The 15520-nt window shown below is 42.2% G+C and carries 16 protein-coding genes; 13 read left to right on the top strand and 3 right to left on the bottom strand.

The features are described 5' to 3' along the window. The first annotated feature begins 35 nt into the window (after window positions 1-35). From rsfS to CJ305_RS03510, 6 genes are all read left to right on the top strand, one after another. Complete coding sequence (gene rsfS, locus CJ305_RS03535; protein WP_099644835.1) at window positions 36-407, top strand: ribosome silencing factor; 372 nt, start codon at window positions 36-38, stop codon at window positions 405-407. Window positions 408-415: 8 nt separating this feature from the next. After that, window positions 416-2395, top strand: coding sequence for an ATP-dependent zinc metalloprotease FtsH (ftsH, locus tag CJ305_RS03530; protein WP_099644834.1), 1980 nt, complete (start codon window positions 416-418; stop codon window positions 2393-2395). 103 nt (window positions 2396-2498) lie between these two features. Next, window positions 2499-3113, top strand: coding sequence for an LUD domain-containing protein (locus CJ305_RS03525; RefSeq protein ID WP_099644833.1), 615 nt, complete (start codon window positions 2499-2501; stop codon window positions 3111-3113). 1 nt (window position 3114) lies between these two features. Beyond that, a complete protein-coding gene (locus CJ305_RS03520) occupies window positions 3115-3918 on the top strand; it encodes a phosphatidate cytidylyltransferase (RefSeq protein ID WP_099644832.1) in 804 nt (267 codons plus the stop codon). Next, complete coding sequence (locus CJ305_RS03515) at window positions 3908-4564, top strand: phosphatidylserine decarboxylase family protein (protein WP_099644831.1); 657 nt, start codon at window positions 3908-3910, stop codon at window positions 4562-4564. Before CJ305_RS03520 ends, CJ305_RS03515 begins: the two co-directional genes overlap by 11 nt. 7 nt (window positions 4565-4571) lie before the next feature. Further along, window positions 4572-4847 (top strand): acyl-CoA-binding protein, encoded by a 276-nt coding sequence (locus tag CJ305_RS03510; RefSeq protein WP_099644830.1) that lies wholly within the window; start codon window positions 4572-4574, stop codon window positions 4845-4847. Between the two features lie 21 nt (window positions 4848-4868). On the opposite strand, the gene CJ305_RS03505 is transcribed toward CJ305_RS03510, so the two are convergent. Next, the gene (locus CJ305_RS03505; protein ID WP_099644829.1) at window positions 4869-7502 is read right to left on the bottom strand and encodes a valine--tRNA ligase; all 2634 of its coding nucleotides are present in this window, start codon (window positions 7500-7502) and stop codon (window positions 4869-4871) included. 209 nt (window positions 7503-7711) lie between these two features. On the opposite strand from CJ305_RS03505, the gene CJ305_RS03500 reads away from it, so the two are divergent. After that, window positions 7712-8098 carry a DUF1573 domain-containing protein gene (locus CJ305_RS03500; protein ID WP_099644828.1) on the top strand — a complete coding sequence of 129 codons (387 nt, stop codon included), beginning with the start codon at window positions 7712-7714 and terminating at the stop codon, window positions 8096-8098. A 50-nt stretch (window positions 8099-8148) separates the two neighbouring features. Here the strand turns inward: CJ305_RS03500 and CJ305_RS03495 are convergent, their stop codons facing one another. Further along, the gene (locus CJ305_RS03495) at window positions 8149-9522 is read right to left on the bottom strand and encodes a pepsin/retropepsin-like aspartic protease family protein (protein ID WP_099644827.1); all 1374 of its coding nucleotides are present in this window, start codon (window positions 9520-9522) and stop codon (window positions 8149-8151) included. Between the two features lie 110 nt (window positions 9523-9632). Here CJ305_RS03495 and CJ305_RS03490 point away from each other — a divergent pair, with 110 nt between their 5' ends. From CJ305_RS03490 to CJ305_RS03465, 6 genes are all read left to right on the top strand, one after another. Beyond that, window positions 9633-10823, top strand: a complete 1191-nt coding sequence (locus tag CJ305_RS03490; RefSeq protein ID WP_099644826.1) for a pyridoxal phosphate-dependent aminotransferase — start codon at window positions 9633-9635, stop codon at window positions 10821-10823. Further along, window positions 10823-11839, top strand: a complete 1017-nt coding sequence (gene murB, locus CJ305_RS03485) for a UDP-N-acetylmuramate dehydrogenase (protein WP_099644825.1) — start codon at window positions 10823-10825, stop codon at window positions 11837-11839. Before CJ305_RS03490 ends, murB begins: the two co-directional genes overlap by 1 nt. 88 nt (window positions 11840-11927) lie before the next feature. Further along, window positions 11928-12128, top strand: coding sequence for a membrane or secreted protein (locus CJ305_RS03480; RefSeq protein ID WP_099644824.1), 201 nt, complete (start codon window positions 11928-11930; stop codon window positions 12126-12128). 30 nt (window positions 12129-12158) lie between these two features. After that, a complete protein-coding gene (locus CJ305_RS03475; protein WP_223248793.1) occupies window positions 12159-13250 on the top strand; it encodes a glycosyltransferase in 1092 nt (363 codons plus the stop codon). Next, entirely contained in the window at window positions 13241-13798 is a 558-nt protein-coding gene (locus CJ305_RS03470; protein ID WP_099644822.1) for an RNA polymerase sigma factor, read from the top strand. Before CJ305_RS03475 ends, CJ305_RS03470 begins: the two co-directional genes overlap by 10 nt. Window positions 13799-13803: 5 nt before the next feature. Further along, entirely contained in the window at window positions 13804-15015 is a 1212-nt protein-coding gene (locus tag CJ305_RS03465) for an NRAMP family divalent metal transporter (protein WP_099644821.1), read from the top strand. On the opposite strand, the gene CJ305_RS03460 is transcribed toward CJ305_RS03465, so the two are convergent. Beyond that, window positions 14974-15477, bottom strand: coding sequence for an Lrp/AsnC family transcriptional regulator (locus CJ305_RS03460; protein ID WP_099644820.1), 504 nt, complete (start codon window positions 15475-15477; stop codon window positions 14974-14976). The two genes, CJ305_RS03465 and CJ305_RS03460, sit on opposite strands and share 42 nt — an antisense overlap. Between the last annotated feature and the right edge of the window lie 43 nt (window positions 15478-15520).

Here is a 15520-nt window from a genome sequence, read left to right as displayed (position 1 = left end):
AATTGTAATAACTTTGCCAGACTAAAAAAGATTTAATGACAAAAAAAGAAGTAAACACAGATCAACTGATAACGACTATTATTGAAGGGATTGAAGAAGTAAAAGGTCAACATATTGATTTATTAGACCTGCGGGAAATAGAGAACATGGTTTGTGATTACTTTATAATCTGTGATGGTACTTCTAATACCCAGGTTACCGCTATTGTCAATTCTATCCAAAAAACAGTTAGCAAAAAACTTAAAGACAAACCCTGGCATGTGGAAGGCATGCAAAATGCAGAATGGATCCTGATGGATTATGTGAATGTTGTGGTGCACGTGTTTCAAAAACATACCCGTGAATATTACGACATTGAAAGTCTTTGGGGTGATGCTAAAGTAACATCAATCGAATCAAATTATTAAAAAACATAATGGCAGAAAAATCAAAAAAGCCCGTCCCTAATAAACCCAAGTTCAGCGCCTGGTGGATCTACACCGCAATCATACTCGTTTTTCTTGGACTCAATTTTTTCAGCAGCGGTTCTGACTATGGCAATCCGAAAGAAATACTTGAAAATCAATTACTTAAATACGCTGAAAGTGGTGATATTAAGCAAATAGATATCAGCAAATCAAAAGGTGTTGCCTACATCTACCTTACCGACGAAGCAAAGGGTAAGGAAGTACATTCAAGACCCAGTGATCCCGGTTTATCACTGCTAAATTCCGAAGAAGGTGCCAGCTATATTTTTCGTTACGGAACTCTGGAGAATTTTGAGAATGAATTGAAAGAGATAAAGTCTACTCAAGACTTTAATGTCAAATATCTGGAAGCAGATAACACGATGTTTAGCGATATCCTGATCACCTTGTTACCCATTGCGATAATCATCGGTATCTGGATTTTCATTATGCGCCGTATGTCATCTGGTGGTGCTGGTGGTGCTGGTGGACAAATTTTTAATATCGGAAAATCTAAGGCTAAGCTTTTTGACGAAAAAACCGATGTAAAGACTTCATTTAAAGATGTTGCCGGTCTGGAAGGCGCAAAAGAGGAAGTACAGGAGATTGTTGATTTCCTGAAGAATCCCGAAAAATACACCAATCTGGGTGGTAAGATTCCTAAAGGAGCTTTACTTGTAGGCCCTCCCGGAACCGGTAAAACTTTATTGGCTAAAGCCGTAGCCGGTGAAGCCAAAGTACCTTTCTTTTCCCTTTCAGGTTCTGACTTTGTGGAAATGTTTGTAGGTGTGGGTGCTTCGCGTGTTCGTGACTTGTTCAAACAAGCAAAAGAAAAATCTCCTGCAATCATATTTATTGATGAGATAGACGCTATAGGTCGTGCCCGTGGTAAGGCTAATTTTAGCGGTTCTAACGATGAGCGTGAGAATACCTTAAACCAACTTCTTACCGAGATGGATGGTTTTGGTACCAACACAAACGTAATCGTACTTGCAGCCACCAACCGTGCTGATGTACTAGACACGGCACTTATGCGTGCCGGCCGATTTGACCGTCAGATATACGTAGACCTTCCAGATGTAAGAGAACGTAAGGAAATTTTTGAAGTGCACCTGCGTCCGCTTAAAAAAGTAGCAGACGAACTGGACACTGAATTTATGGCCAAGCAAACGCCTGGTTTCTCTGGTGCAGATATTGCCAACGTATGTAACGAAGCAGCTCTTATTGCAGCAAGACAAGGTAAAACCGCCGTTGGTAGACAGGATTTTCTGGATGCCGTTGACCGTATTGTAGGTGGTCTTGAGAAGAAAAATAAAATCATCACTCCTGAAGAGAAACGTGCTATTGCCTTTCACGAAGCAGGTCACGCAACCGTTTCCTGGATGCTGGAGCACGCGGCACCTTTGGTTAAAGTAACCATTGTGCCTCGCGGAAGATCTTTGGGTGCTGCATGGTATTTACCCGAAGAGCGCCTGATTGTTAGACCTGAGCAAATGCTTGACGAGATGTGTGCAGCTATGGGTGGTCGCGCAGCTGAGAAAGTGACTTTTGACAAAATATCAACCGGAGCCTTAAGTGACCTTGAAAAGGTAACCAAGCAAGCACGAATGATGGTTACCACTTACGGTCTGAATGATAAAATTGGTAACCTTACCTATTACGATTCTTCAGGTCAAAATGAGTACAATTTCAGCAAGCCTTACAGTGAGAAAACCGCTGAACTGATTGACAAGGAAATTTCTTCCATCATTGAAGAGCAATACCAACGTGCTATTAAGATTTTGGAAGACAATAAAGACAAACTTAATGAGCTTGCCGAAGTTTTACTGGATAAAGAAGTTATCTTCAAAGACAATTTAGAGAAGATTTTTGGCAAACGTCCATTTGACAAACCCGAAACCGGAAAGGAAACGGAAGAGTCAGAAAGCACTATTGTAGAAGAAAACTAATTTTCTTTATAGGAACGAGATATAAATCTTAACTTAACGCAATGTTGAGTTAAGATTTTTTATATTTGATTAAATCCTAAATTTGTAGCACAGCCACTCATTTATGAGTATCCTAAAAAAGCTTTTTCAGCCTAAAAAAACTGCCAGCACTGAAAACCCAAATCTCAAGGGTTCAGAGCGTGGTAAGTATATGCCAGACATCAGCGCACCGGCAGATGAGCGCTTCACCAAGCATTTCATTTTAAACGGTGGAAAATTTCTGTATTGCACAGATATGGATGAAGTACACGAAAGTTTTGACAACATTCTGTTAGAAAATGATTGGTACGAGCAGGACGTATATTGCTTAGACCCCAAACTGGAAAAACTTTTTGATGGCTACAACCTCAATTTCAATACCAACAAAGAGTCGAGTTTCTTTCTATCAGTCTGTGAAAATCTAATTGCAGATGATGGAAGCCTGCTTATTTCTTCCAAGCAAATCAAGGAGAAAAAACTAAAAGAACTCCCTCAAAATTTTGTGATTTTTGCCACTACCAGTCAAATTGTAAACAGCATAGGCGAAGGTTTGCGAGGTATCAAAAAGAAAAACACCGGTCAGATTCCTACAAATATTACTACGATCAAGAATTTTGAACCTAAAGAAGGGGCTAAAGATTTTATGTCCTATGGCAGTAGCGCAAAAAATCTTTATCTGCTGCTGTTAGAAGACTTGTAGTATGCGTGAACTCTCCATACGTGCACTTTCGGGCTTACTTTATGTTGTAATCCTTCTCGCTGCCATATTCATTTCTGAAAATTGGTACATTTTATTATTTCTACTTTTTGGAATAATCACGCTTCGTGAATTTTTAAGACTTATCGGCTTTCAATTTTGGTACACCTATCTCATTCTGATTGGGTTCATTCTGTTCTTTAGCTATTATAAGGTTTCATATATAGCAACTTTACTCCTATTAGGAATCACTGTAGTAACTGGCCTGTACCTGATGAAAAACCTCTTCAGTGAAAAAATAAGAAGATACGGCAAGCTTCAAAAGCTGCACATCACCATCTTTTATATGATTGCCAGTTTCGTATTTCTGACGCTGCTACCCTCCCATGGAGATGGTTTTTCGCCCTACACCGTAGCGGGTTTGTTTATTCTGATCTGGACTAACGACACCTTTGCTTATATTGTTGGAAAAAGCTTTGGAAGACATAAATTATTCCCAAGCATTTCGCCTAAAAAAACAATAGAAGGTTTCTTTGGAGGCTTAGTATTTGCGTGCGGAGCAAGTTATTTCATTCATAAATTCACCGGAAGTCTTAACTTTAACATCTGGTTATCGCTCGCAGTGGTTATGAGTACTCTGGGAACTTTTGGCGATCTTATAGAATCTAAGTTGAAGCGGGAAGCTGGAGTAAAAGACAGCGGCACGCTCATGCCGGGACACGGCGGACTTTACGACAGGCTGGACAGCATTTTGTTTGCCAGTCCATTTATTTATCTGGTTTTAATAGTATTTGAATATGTTTCATAAAGAAGGTTATACCATCATTACGATTACACTGCTTATTGTTATTGCAGGTGTCTTGGCTACACATACGTGGGTTTCACCGGAATGGCTGCAGTATTTATGTTATGCCGCGCTTTTGATCTTATTGGTTTTAATCCTTCAGTTTTTTAGAAACCCCGGGCGGAAATCAAGCGGAAACGTAAATGAAATCGTTTCGCCAGTAGATGGTAAGGTCGTAGTAATTGAAGAAGTTTTTGAAAAAGAATATTTTAAGGAAAAACGCCTTCAGGTATCAATATTTATGTCTCCCATCAATGTACACGTGACTCGTTACCCGGTAAGCGGAGAGGTAGTCTTTAGCAAATACCATCCCGGGAAATATCTGGTTGCATGGCACCCTAAAGCTTCCGAAGAAAACGAGCGCACAACGGTGGTTGTTCGCAGCACTTCATTTGGAGATATACTATATCGTCAGATCGCAGGCGCTTTGGCTAAACGCATTGTAAATTACGCTAAGGAAGGTGACACTGCCGGACAAGGCGAAGACAGTGGCTTTATAAAGTTCGGCTCAAGAGTTGACCTCTTTTTACCAATTGGAACGCCACTTGCAGTTAAACTCAATCAAAAGGTAAGGGGAGCCGAAAGCATCATTGCAACCCGCGAAAACTAGTTGTGTTTTGAGCAAAAAAGAAGCATTAGACAAGGCTTTTGAGGAAGCCGCACACCGTGCGAGCAATACCAGTATTGCGTTGCCACAGGACATACAATTGCTCCTCTACGCGTATTATAAAAAGGGAAATCAAGAGAATACTATTCTCAACGCAGGAAATATTAAAGAAAACGACCTGCGCAGCGCCTTTAAATACAACGCACTTATTCAGCTTAAAGGGCTTTCAACCAAAGAAGCTAAGAAGGAATATATCAAACTCGTAGATAAATACATTCCCTCTTAAAATCTTCGACCTTTTTAAGTTCTAGCTTAAAGCAGCAAGTCTCTTTTCTAATGCATCAATTTTAGCCTGCGCGTCGGCCTGTTTTTGACGCTCTAAAGCCACCACCTGCTCAGGTGCATTATTTACAAACCGCTCGTTAGATAACTTTTTAGTAACCGAGTTGATAAAGCCCTGCGTATAGGCAAGTTCTTCCTTGATTTTAGCAATTTCGGCACCCACATCAATAGCTCCGGTTAGCGGAATGAAATATTCATTGGCCTTTACCCGGAAAGACAATGCTCCATCAACTGGTGATTCTGTAGTTTTTAATACCGAAAGATTACCCAGTTTTTTAATGATCGCATCAAAGTCAGCCGAAAAACCTTCGGTATTCAGCACGTGAAGCTCCAGCTCTTCTTTAAAGGAAATATTCTTATCCTTTCGAATAGCACGAACTCCGGTAATAACCTGAGTTGCCAGTTCAAAGTCTTCAAGCATCGCAAGGTTTGGCTTCGCGATAGCAGGCCATTCGTTAACGATTAGAGCTTCTTCTGGAGTACGGTCTGCAATAGTTTGCCAGATTTCTTCCGAAGCAAATGGCGTAAACGGATGCAGTATGCGCAGATTATCTTCCAGGGCTGCAATTACCGCATCGTAGGTCTTTTTGTCAATTGGTTTTTGATATTCCGGCTTTACAATCTCGAGTAACCAGCTGCAGAAATCGTCCCAAACCAATTTATAGGTTACCATCAATGCATCACTGATTCGGTATTTACTGAAATGATCTTCAATCTCTTCGGTAGCCTGTTTAAAACGCTCTGAATACCATTCCAGACCTTTTTTACTGGCCTCAGGTTGCTCAGCGCTTGCATCGACCTCCCAACCCTTGATGAGTCTGAAAGCATTCCAGATTTTATTGATAAAACCTTTACCCTGCTTGCACAAATCTTCATCAAACAGCAAATCGTTACCGGCAGAAGCACTTAGCAATAAACCTACCCGTACGCCATCTGCCCCATAATCATCAATCAGCTTCATCGCGTCGGGTGAATTACCAAGCGATTTTGACATTTTACGTCGCTCGGCATCACGCACGAGCCCTGTGAGATACACATTCGTAAAAGGTTGCTTTCCGGTATACTCATAACCCGCCATAATCATACGCGCCACCCAGAAAAACAGAATATCCGGTCCGGTTACCAGGTCATTGGTAGGATAATAATACTGAAAATCGGCATTATCAGGATTTGCGATTCCGTCAAACACACTCATAGGCCACAACCAGGAAGAAAACCAGGTATCGAGCGCATCCTCATCCTGCTTTAAGTCGGCTTTGGTCAGATTATTGTTTCCGGTTTTCGCTTTTGCGGAAGCTAAAGCCTCCTCCATATTTTTAGCAACAACAAAATCCTCTTTTCCGTCTCCAATATAATAGGCAGGGATTTGCTGTCCCCACCAAAGCTGACGGGAGATATTCCAGTCGCGAATGTTTTCCATCCAGTGGCGGTAGGTGTTTTCAAATTTCTTTGGAAAAAGATTTACGTCATCGCTATCGAGAACGGCTTTGATCGCAGGCTCTGCCAAATCTTTCATCTTCACGAACCACTGATCTGAAAGTTTAGGCTCTATAACGGCCTTGGTACGCTCTGAAGTCCCCACTTTATTCAGGTGACTTTCTGTCTTTACCAAAGCACCTAGCTCTTCCAATTCTTTTACAATTTCTTCACGCACTACAAAACGATCTTTGCCCTGATAGTGCAGACCAAAGGAGTTTAGCGTGGCATCATCGTTAAAAATATCAACCACTTCAAGCTTATGCTTATCGCCAAGCATTTTGTCATTCTCATCGTGCGCAGGCGTTACTTTCAGGCAACCGGTACCGAATTCCAAGTCTACATACTCATCTTCAATAATAGGGACTACGCGGTTTACCACCGGCACTATGGCTTTTTTACCTTTTAAATGTGTAAAACGCTCGTCATTGGGATTGATGCAGATCGCGGTATCCCCAAAAATAGTTTCTGGGCGCGTGGTGGCTATTACCAAATGCTCCTCACAGCCTTCCAACTTGTAATTGATGTAATACAGCTTGCCCTGACGCTCCTCATAAATCACTTCTTCATCAGAAAGCGTGGTCTTGGCCTCAGGATCCCAGTTTACCATACGATGGCCGCGGTAAATCAGACCTTTATTATACAAATCAATAAAACACTGAATCACACTGGCTGACATGGTGTCATCCAGTGTAAAACGCAGGCGTTCCCAGTCACAAGAAGCACCCAACTTTTTAAGCTGCTCTAAAATGGTTCCACCGTATTTATCGGTCCATTCCCAGGCGTGTTTTAAGAATTCTTCCCGGGTAAGGTCGGCTTTATTGATTCCTTCAGCCTTCAGTTTAGCCACTACTTTAGCTTCGGTTGCGATAGACGCGTGGTCTGTTCCCGGCACCCAGCAGGCATTAAACCCCTTGAGACGCGCTCTTCTAATCAGAACATCCTGAATGGTATTATTCAGCATATGCCCCATATGTAAAATTCCGGTTACGTTAGGCGGTGGAATTACAATCGTGTAGGGTTCTTTGTCATTGGGTTCAGAATGAAAGTAGTTGTGCTTCATCCAGTAGTCATACCACTTCTGCTCTACTTCTTTTGAACTATATTGTGCCGCTAATGCCATCTTGGTCTGATTTTTGTCTTTAAGTGGGCAAAAATACTCATATACAAAGTATTTTTAAAAGAACGAGAGCATTAAAAAAAGACTTATTCTGAGCCGGTTTATGAGGGAGTTGAAGGTTTTAAAGGTTTCAATTCAGTATGAAAAAGAGGCAACTCTTTGCAAAGACCACAGATTAAGTTTAATTTTAGACTCTAATAACACTTAGAATTATGAAAAAAATTGTTTTACTACTTGCCGTTGGTTTGATGACATTAGGCCTTCAGGCTCAGGAGAAAAAAGCAGCCATCACATTTGAAACAGATGTTATTGATTATGGTGATGTCGCGCACGGCGCAGATGGTGAACGCGAGTTTAAGTTTACCAACACGGGAGATGCACCCTTGGTTATTTCAAAAGCCTATTCCACCTGTGGCTGTACAGTACCAAGTCCTCCAAAAGACCCGATAGCACCAGGAGAAAGCGGAGTGATTAAAGTAAAGTATGATACGAATCGTGCAGCGGGACCTATCCGCAAAACGATAACCGTTTACACTAATGCTTCCGCAGAACCCTACACCCTTAAAATTAAAGGGAACCTGCTTCCGGCAGATAATTAGGAATCACCTATTTAATATGCTAAAGCGGCTCAATGAGCCGCTTTTTTTATTTAGTCCAGCATCTTTCTTAGTCTGATTTTACAATTAAAAACCATCCCGTTTCGGTCTACCTGAAGTTTTAAGACCGAACCTTCATTCCGGTAAAAATATCGGGTAATTTCTTCAAGCTTAAGATTAGCGACTGCCCTTCCGTTTACTTTGATGAGCTTATCCCCCACACTTAAACCCGCTTCTGCCCCGGGAGAATCTTCGCGAATGGCAGCAATTTCGTAATTCGGTTTTAATTTAAACTGCGGAAACTGAACCATATTGGTTTCCAGAAATATACTGCTTCTAGACCCACCACTACTCCAGGCCCCTTTCGAAGCTTCGGTCATGTTCTGCTCTTTAGAAATGCGATAATCCAAATGAGCCACAAGCTCAAAACCGGTATGCTGTACAACCAGACCGCTACGATCATATCTAAAAGGCTCATCAAAATACCTATTCTTACGTAAGTACATCAGCTCATTTTGATAATCCAATACCACCTTAAAGCGTTTCAAAATCTCTGAACCCAGGCTTCCGTTTCTAAAATTTACGCCGCGTAAATAATTTAAGGAAGTGGTATCGGGGTAAGCGACATTGACTTCGTTCAGCGTATAACTTCCCAATTCAAGCCGGGGTAAACGGGCGCGATAACCGGTAACTTCACCACTTAGACCTAAACCCAGATGATCTTTGAATGAGTTTTCAGAGACCTGAATCCCTTTCTCCTCATTTTCAAAAAGCCATAAGGCATCGCCGCTTCCGGAGTCCAGTAAGAGTTTGGAAGCAATCGCTGCATCATTTTCGCCCAAAATTTTAAGATCTATGTAAGGCTTACCTCCTATCATATCTAAGGCAACAGCAGAGTCAGAACCATATCTTGAAGATTTAAAATAGTCTGGATCGTGCAATTTCACATATTCCCGCTGATAATCAACCTCAACAACAAAGTCCTTAAAGAGTTCGTAGCCTATAATTCCGTGAACAGCAAATCCCAGTCTGGGCGAAAAATTAGTCTCTCCATCAGGGATGTAATAAACAATCTGGTCAATTGCAGTAGACTCACCAACGCTAATAATGTTGTGGGTAGATTTTATGGCTTCTGTGGGTTCGCCATCGCCTGCGCCAGTGAGCCAGACAGTAGATTTATTATTTAGTTTGAGATCCTCATCAGAATCAATCCCAAACAAAATTGTAGAACGCACGCCGGTATCTAAAAGAAAAGAAAGTTCTACACCATTTACCGTAATGGGTATAATAACCAGATTATTGACAACACCTGCCTTTATTTTTAAGCGCTTCTCCCCTTCAGGCAATTGAAAAGTTCCCTGCCCTAACGCCTCTTTTCCTGTTAAAAATGTAAACAATACAGCTAAAAAATAGACAAACCTCACCATAACACGCTCTTTTGTATGAATTTACTATTTTTATAGGAAAATTTTAAGCTCCTGTTTGAAATTATTTTCTCGTTTATAATTCGCAAATTTGCAGCCTAAAGAAAAAGAACATGCCACAGTTATCTCAAAAGGGGCAGGATATGCCTCAATCGCCTATACGTAAACTGGTACCTTATGCTGAAGCTGCCGAAGCCAGAGGCATTCAGATACACCAACTCAACATTGGCCAGCCCGATATTAAGACACCAAAGCACGCCCTTGACGCTGTAAAAAATGCAGATATCGAAGTGTTGTCTTACAGCCATTCTGCAGGCTTTTTGAGCTATCGCGAAAAACTTGCCGCATATTATGGCAAGCAGGGCATTGAGATCACTGCAAATGACATCATCGTATCTACCGGTGGTTCTGAAGCTTTGCTTTTTGCAATGGGAACCATTACAGATCTCGGAGATGAGATCATCATCCCCGAACCTTTTTACGCAAACTATAATGGCTTTGCCACGGCTTCGGGCGTAACGGTAAAACCGGTGATTTCTTCTTTTGAAAGCGGATTTGCCCTGCCTCCAATTTCTGAATTTGAAAAGCAAATCACACCAAAAACCAAGGCGATCGTGATTTGTAATCCCGGCAATCCTACCGGCTACCTGTACAGCAAAGAAGAACTTGACCAACTTTCTGAACTGGTAAAAAAACATGATCTTTTTCTGATTGCAGACGAAGTATATCGCGAGTTTGCCTATGACGGTTTGCAGCACAATTCGGTATTAAACCAGCGCGAAATTGATCAACACACGATCATGATTGATTCGGTTTCCAAGCGGTTTTCGATGTGTGGTGCCCGTATAGGCTGCCTGGTGAGCCGTAATAAAGCGTTCATGGCTACTGCGATGAAATTTGCACAGGCGCGTTTGAGTCCGCCAACACTTGCCCAGATCGCCAGTGAAGCCGCTTTAGATACGCCACAATCCTACTTTGACGAGGTTATTTCAGAATATGTAGACCGCAGAGATACGCTTGTTGCCGGTCTTGAGGCTATTCCGGGAGTGCGCGTTGCAAAGCCTAAAGGTGCTTTTTACTGTATTGCCGAATTACCGGTTAAAAATTCAGATGATTTTGCGCAGTGGTTACTGGAATCTTTTGAACACAATAAAAAAACAGTAATGGTTGCTCCTGCAGCCGGTTTTTACTCGACACCCGGCGAAGGCCTTAATCAGGTACGTATCGCTTATGTATTGAAAAAGGAAGACCTAATCGAAGCTGTTGCCTTATTGAAGGAAGCCCTTAGTCTGTATAAAGATTAATGAACCTACAGCATCAGTTTTCACTAAAAGAACACAATACCTTTGGCATCCCCGCAAAGGCGGAAGCTTTTATTGCGGTAACTTCTAAAGAAGAGCTCAAGGAAGCCCTAAGTCATTCTGATTACCCGGATCCTTTTATCTTAGGAGGCGGAAGCAATATGCTGCTTAAAAAAGATATAGACGGTCTGGTGGTTCACGTGGCCCTTAAGGGAATTGAGCTTGTTAAAGAAACCGAAGAAGAGGTTTGGGTTCAGGTTGCTGCGGGTGAAAACTGGCATCAATTTGTGATGTACTGCGTGGAGCACGGCTATGGCGGTGTTGAAAATATGGCGCTTATTCCCGGCAATACCGGTACCGCACCCGTGCAAAACATAGGTGCATACGGGGTTGAGCTTAAAGATGTCTTTTATAAATGCACAGCTATAGACCGAAAAAATCTTGAAGAACGCAGCTTTTCGCTAGCTGAATGTAATTTCGGGTACCGCGAATCGGTGTTTAAAAATGAACTGAAAGATCGTTTTGTGATTACCTCGGTGACGTTTAAGTTGACCAAGGCCAATCACAAGCTTCATACCGAATACGGCGCCATTCAGGAAACGCTGGAAGCAAAAGGAATCGAAAATCCGGGAATCGCAGATATCGCAGATGCCGTGATCGCCATTCGCTCGTCAAAACTACCTGACCCTAAGGAACTGGGTAATAGCGGAAGCTTTTTTAAGAATCCTATTATTTCGAGGGAACAATTTGAAAATTTACAAGAAAAATTCCCACAAATGCCACATTATCCCGTATCGAAAACAACCGTAAAAGTACCGGCAGGCTGGCTTATAGAGCAGGCCGGCTTTAAGGGAAAACGCTTTGGCGACGCAGGAGTACACAAAAATCAGGCGCTGGTTTTGGTTAACTACGGTAATGCTACGGGCGCCGAAATCTGGGAACTGGCGCTTAAAGTTAAAGAACAGGTGCAGCAGCAGTTTGGTATTACCATAGATCCCGAAGTAAACATCATCGAATAAGTTTTACCGCTATTTTAACGAACAGCTTAACAGCGTATTCTTTGTGCTTCAGCACTTCAGTTCGTATCTTTGCATCAAATTTTACAGTATGAAACTTCTACTAATCACACTTGTACTACTAGGTCTTGCTTTTGCCGGGATTGCTATAAAAATCTGGGCAAAAAAGGACGGGAAGTTTGCAGGCACCTGCGCAAGTCAAAATCCGTATTTGAACAAATCAGGCGAAGCCTGCGGTATGTGTGGTAAAATGCCTGATGAGATTGGAGATTGCTCCACTCCAAAAGCTTAACAAGAGCTTCTTTTGAGCGCGCTGCCCGATGTGCTGGTTCTGCTTTTGGCAGGTTTCACATTACTCAATTGCGCGTATTACCTTTATTTTTCCCGTTTTTGGATTTTTTCTAAGGAATCAAAAACTAAGATTTCTAAATCTGATTCCGGCGTAAGTATAATTAGCTGCGTTAAAAATGAGGCACCAAATCTTCCGGCGCTGTTGGAGTCTCTTGTCAAGCAGAATTATCCGGTATTTGAAATCATTTTCGTCAACGACCACAGTACAGACCACAGCCTTGATATCCTGAATGCTTTCGCTTTGCGAAAGCCGAATATTGAGATTATCAATCTTCAGTCAACACACGGCAAAAAAGCCGGAATCACCCAAGCTGTGCATAAAGCGCAATACGACAAGCTACTGCTTATAGATGCCGATTGCATCCCCGCTTCCCCAGACTGGCTAGGCTTAATGACTGAAAAATTTACCAAGAAAAAGCAGATCGTTTTGGGATATGGTGGCTACAAAACGTACAAAAGGTCTGTGCTCAATACCCTGATTCGGTTTGAAACCCTTTTTACGGCGATGCAATATTTCGCTTACGCGAAAGCAAAAAATGCCTATATGGGCGTGGGGCGCAATCTGGCATACACCAAAAAACTCTTTAACCGGGCAGAAGGTTTTAAAAAACACCTGCACCACAAGGCCGGGGACGACGATTTGTTCGTAAACCAAAATGCCACACGGGAGAACGTTGCCATTTGTTTAAACCCCGATGCATTTACGCGTTCTGAACCCGAAAAAAGCTGGAAATCCTGGTTTATTCAAAAGCGAAGGCACATTGGTGTTTCGCATCTGTATAAACCGAAGCACCAGCTGCAGTTGGGCTTATTTTATATCTCGCAATTGGCATTTTACTCTCTGGCAATAGCGTCATTAACTGTAGGGTATGGGTCTATTGTCCTGCCTGTTTTGTTAATTTTCAGGGAGCTTTTGGTATTGCGTGTAATAGTTAAAGTCAGCATCCGACTCAAAGAACGAAATTTAGCTTTGTATACACTTATTCTTGAGCCTTTTATGATAAGCGTGCAAATGCTTATTTTTATAAGTAATATTGTAGTAAAACCCCAACGTTGGAATTGAATAAACCTCTTTTAGATCAAAAAATCACGGAAGCACAATGCGGAAATCAGGCAGCCTACAACTACCTGCTTAACTCGCATTGGAATCTGGTTTACAACTTTCAGCTGGCGCGTACTCAGGACGAATTTAAAGCCGAAGAAATTACTATTCAGACGTTTTCAAAAGCCTTTAATCAACTGCACACCTACAACAGCAGTTATCAGTTTGGAACCTGGCTAATTACCATTTCCAAAAATCTTCAGATTGATCTATTCCGAAAAGAACAAAGCAGACAGCGACATCTCGAAAAAGACAATCAGCTCAATAAAGTAATTGATGAAAACCCCACCGCCGAAGACGCGCTGATTACCGAGCAAAACCTCTCTGAATTGCAAACCCTGATAAAAAAATTGAAACCGCATTATCAGGAAATGATCAATTTGCGCTATTTTCAGGAAATGAGTTATAAGGAGATGGCGCAGAAACTTGACGAACCTTTGGGCAACGTCAAGGTAAAACTCCTGCGGGCAAGACGTCTGCTTTCAGACTCGATCAAGAAAAATCAATAACACGTATGAAAAACCTGCTCAGGCAGCTGGGACCCGGGCTTTTGTTCGCCGGGGCGGCAATAGGCGTCTCGCATTTGGTACAGTCTACCCGGGCCGGTGCCGACTATGGTTTGGGTCTGTTATGGGCTTTGGTACTCATACACCTCATAAAATATCCGTTTTTTCAGTTTGGCCCACGTTACGCAGCTGCCACCGGCACCAGTTTGCTTGAGGGTTATCTTAAGCTGGGTAAGCCGTTATTAGTGCTTTATTTCATCATCAATTTGCTTACGATGTTTACCATTCAAACGGCGGTAACCATTGTGACCGCAGGTATTGCGACCTATATTTTTGGGATGGACTGGAGCATTACCACCTGGTCTCTCATTGTCACCGCCTGTTGTGCGGCTATCCTACTAGTAGGCCGGTATTCTTTTTTAGACAAACTGATGAAGGTGATTGTGATAACACTTACGATAAGTACCCTGGCTGCGGTTCTAATTGCGGGTTTTGAACCCCATCAGCCCGTATCTTTCGAGCAAATCATCCCCAAAGACACTATTGGAATCGCTTTTTTAATCGCCTTTATGGGGTGGATGCCTGCGCCGCTCGATATTTCGATCTGGCATTCGCTTTGGTCTTTAGAGAAAGCCAAAGAAGGTAAAATTACCCGCAAATCGGCTGTGTTTGATTTCAATATCGGTTTTTTGGGAACCATTATTGTTGGCGCCTGCTTTATAAGCCTTGGAGCCCTTATTATGAACAATTCGGGCGAATCATTTAGCGCCAGCGGCGGAGCATTTGCCAAACAGCTTATTGATATGTATACCAGCAGTCTCGGCAATTGGGCGTTTTACATCATAGGCCTGGCAGCGCTTACCACCATGTTCAGCACTACGCTGACCACGCTTGACGCATCGCCCCGGGCGATGAATAAAACCCTCGAGTTGCTTACAGGCAAAACACAAAAACGGGGTTATGCGGCCTGGATGCTCGTTTTGATCTCCGGCACCGTTTGTATTCTGTTCTTTTTAACCAGCGAAATGGGCAGACTGGTGGAGATTGCTACCATTCTTTCATTTTTAACCGCTCCCTTTTTTGCGATTGCAAACTTTTTTGCAATGAATTCTGAAGATGTCGCCGAAGATGATCGCCCCAGTACCGCACTTAAAATTGCCAGCTGGGTAGGTATTGTCTTATTGATTGCCTTTGGGATTTGGTATTTGAGCACTCTTTAGTTTCAGCTTTTCCCGATCTTCCCTGCGAGTGCGTATGGGCGCATTTTCAATCACGGTAGATAACACAATATGTGTTTTGGTCTCACCATACGTGATGAGCTTGTCTATAAATTCCTCCAGATGAAACTGGTCAAAAAGCACCACTTCCATAAAAATATTTTCGTTACCCGTGATGCGATAACAATTGAGCACTTCTGTAAAGTCGTGCACTTTCTCTAAAAAGGGTTTAAGCCTACCCATAAAAGCGCGCAGGGTAATGATGGCTTTAAGCTGATGTCCCGAACCTATGTGCGAAACTTCGGCTTTATAGCCAATTAAAACCCCTGCATCCTCCATTTTACGAATGCGTTCTGCAACAGCCGGTGACGTAACTCCAACTTCGCGGCTTATAGCACTTACAGACATACGCGCATTGCGCTGCAAGATTTGCAGTATTTTCCAATTTGTGGCGTCTATTTGCATTTTAAATAAAAAAGCATTTTTACTTTAAATTTTAAAGTAAATG

Origin of the sequence: Leeuwenhoekiella nanhaiensis (assembly GCF_002744755.1) — a bacterium.
GTDB lineage: Bacteria > Bacteroidota > Bacteroidia > Flavobacteriales > Flavobacteriaceae > Leeuwenhoekiella > Leeuwenhoekiella nanhaiensis.
The sequence above is the reverse complement of the archived record's forward strand: the minus strand, read 5'-3'. Positions and strand labels throughout refer to the sequence as shown.

Excerpts from the sequence above, each read along its gene's own strand:
- rsfS (WP_099644835.1), top strand. The coding sequence starts at position 36 with ATGACAAAAAAAGAAGTAAACACAGATCAACTGATAACGACTATTATT.
- ftsH (WP_099644834.1), top strand. The coding sequence starts at position 416 with ATGGCAGAAAAATCAAAAAAGCCCGTCCCTAATAAACCCAAGTTCAGC.
- CJ305_RS03525 (WP_099644833.1), top strand. The coding sequence starts at position 2,499 with ATGAGTATCCTAAAAAAGCTTTTTCAGCCTAAAAAAACTGCCAGCACT.
- CJ305_RS03520 (WP_099644832.1), top strand. The coding sequence starts at position 3,115 with ATGCGTGAACTCTCCATACGTGCACTTTCGGGCTTACTTTATGTTGTA.
- CJ305_RS03515 (WP_099644831.1), top strand. The coding sequence starts at position 3,908 with ATGTTTCATAAAGAAGGTTATACCATCATTACGATTACACTGCTTATT.
- CJ305_RS03505 (WP_099644829.1), bottom strand. The coding sequence starts at position 7,502 with ATGGCATTAGCGGCACAATATAGTTCAAAAGAAGTAGAGCAGAAGTGG.
- CJ305_RS03500 (WP_099644828.1), top strand. The coding sequence starts at position 7,712 with ATGAAAAAAATTGTTTTACTACTTGCCGTTGGTTTGATGACATTAGGC.
- CJ305_RS03495 (WP_099644827.1), bottom strand. The coding sequence starts at position 9,522 with ATGGTGAGGTTTGTCTATTTTTTAGCTGTATTGTTTACATTTTTAACA.
- CJ305_RS03490 (WP_099644826.1), top strand. The coding sequence starts at position 9,633 with ATGCCACAGTTATCTCAAAAGGGGCAGGATATGCCTCAATCGCCTATA.
- murB (WP_099644825.1), top strand. The coding sequence starts at position 10,823 with ATGAACCTACAGCATCAGTTTTCACTAAAAGAACACAATACCTTTGGC.
- CJ305_RS03480 (WP_099644824.1), top strand. The coding sequence starts at position 11,928 with ATGAAACTTCTACTAATCACACTTGTACTACTAGGTCTTGCTTTTGCC.
- CJ305_RS03465 (WP_099644821.1), top strand. The coding sequence starts at position 13,804 with ATGAAAAACCTGCTCAGGCAGCTGGGACCCGGGCTTTTGTTCGCCGGG.
- CJ305_RS03460 (WP_099644820.1), bottom strand. The coding sequence starts at position 15,477 with ATGCAAATAGACGCCACAAATTGGAAAATACTGCAAATCTTGCAGCGC.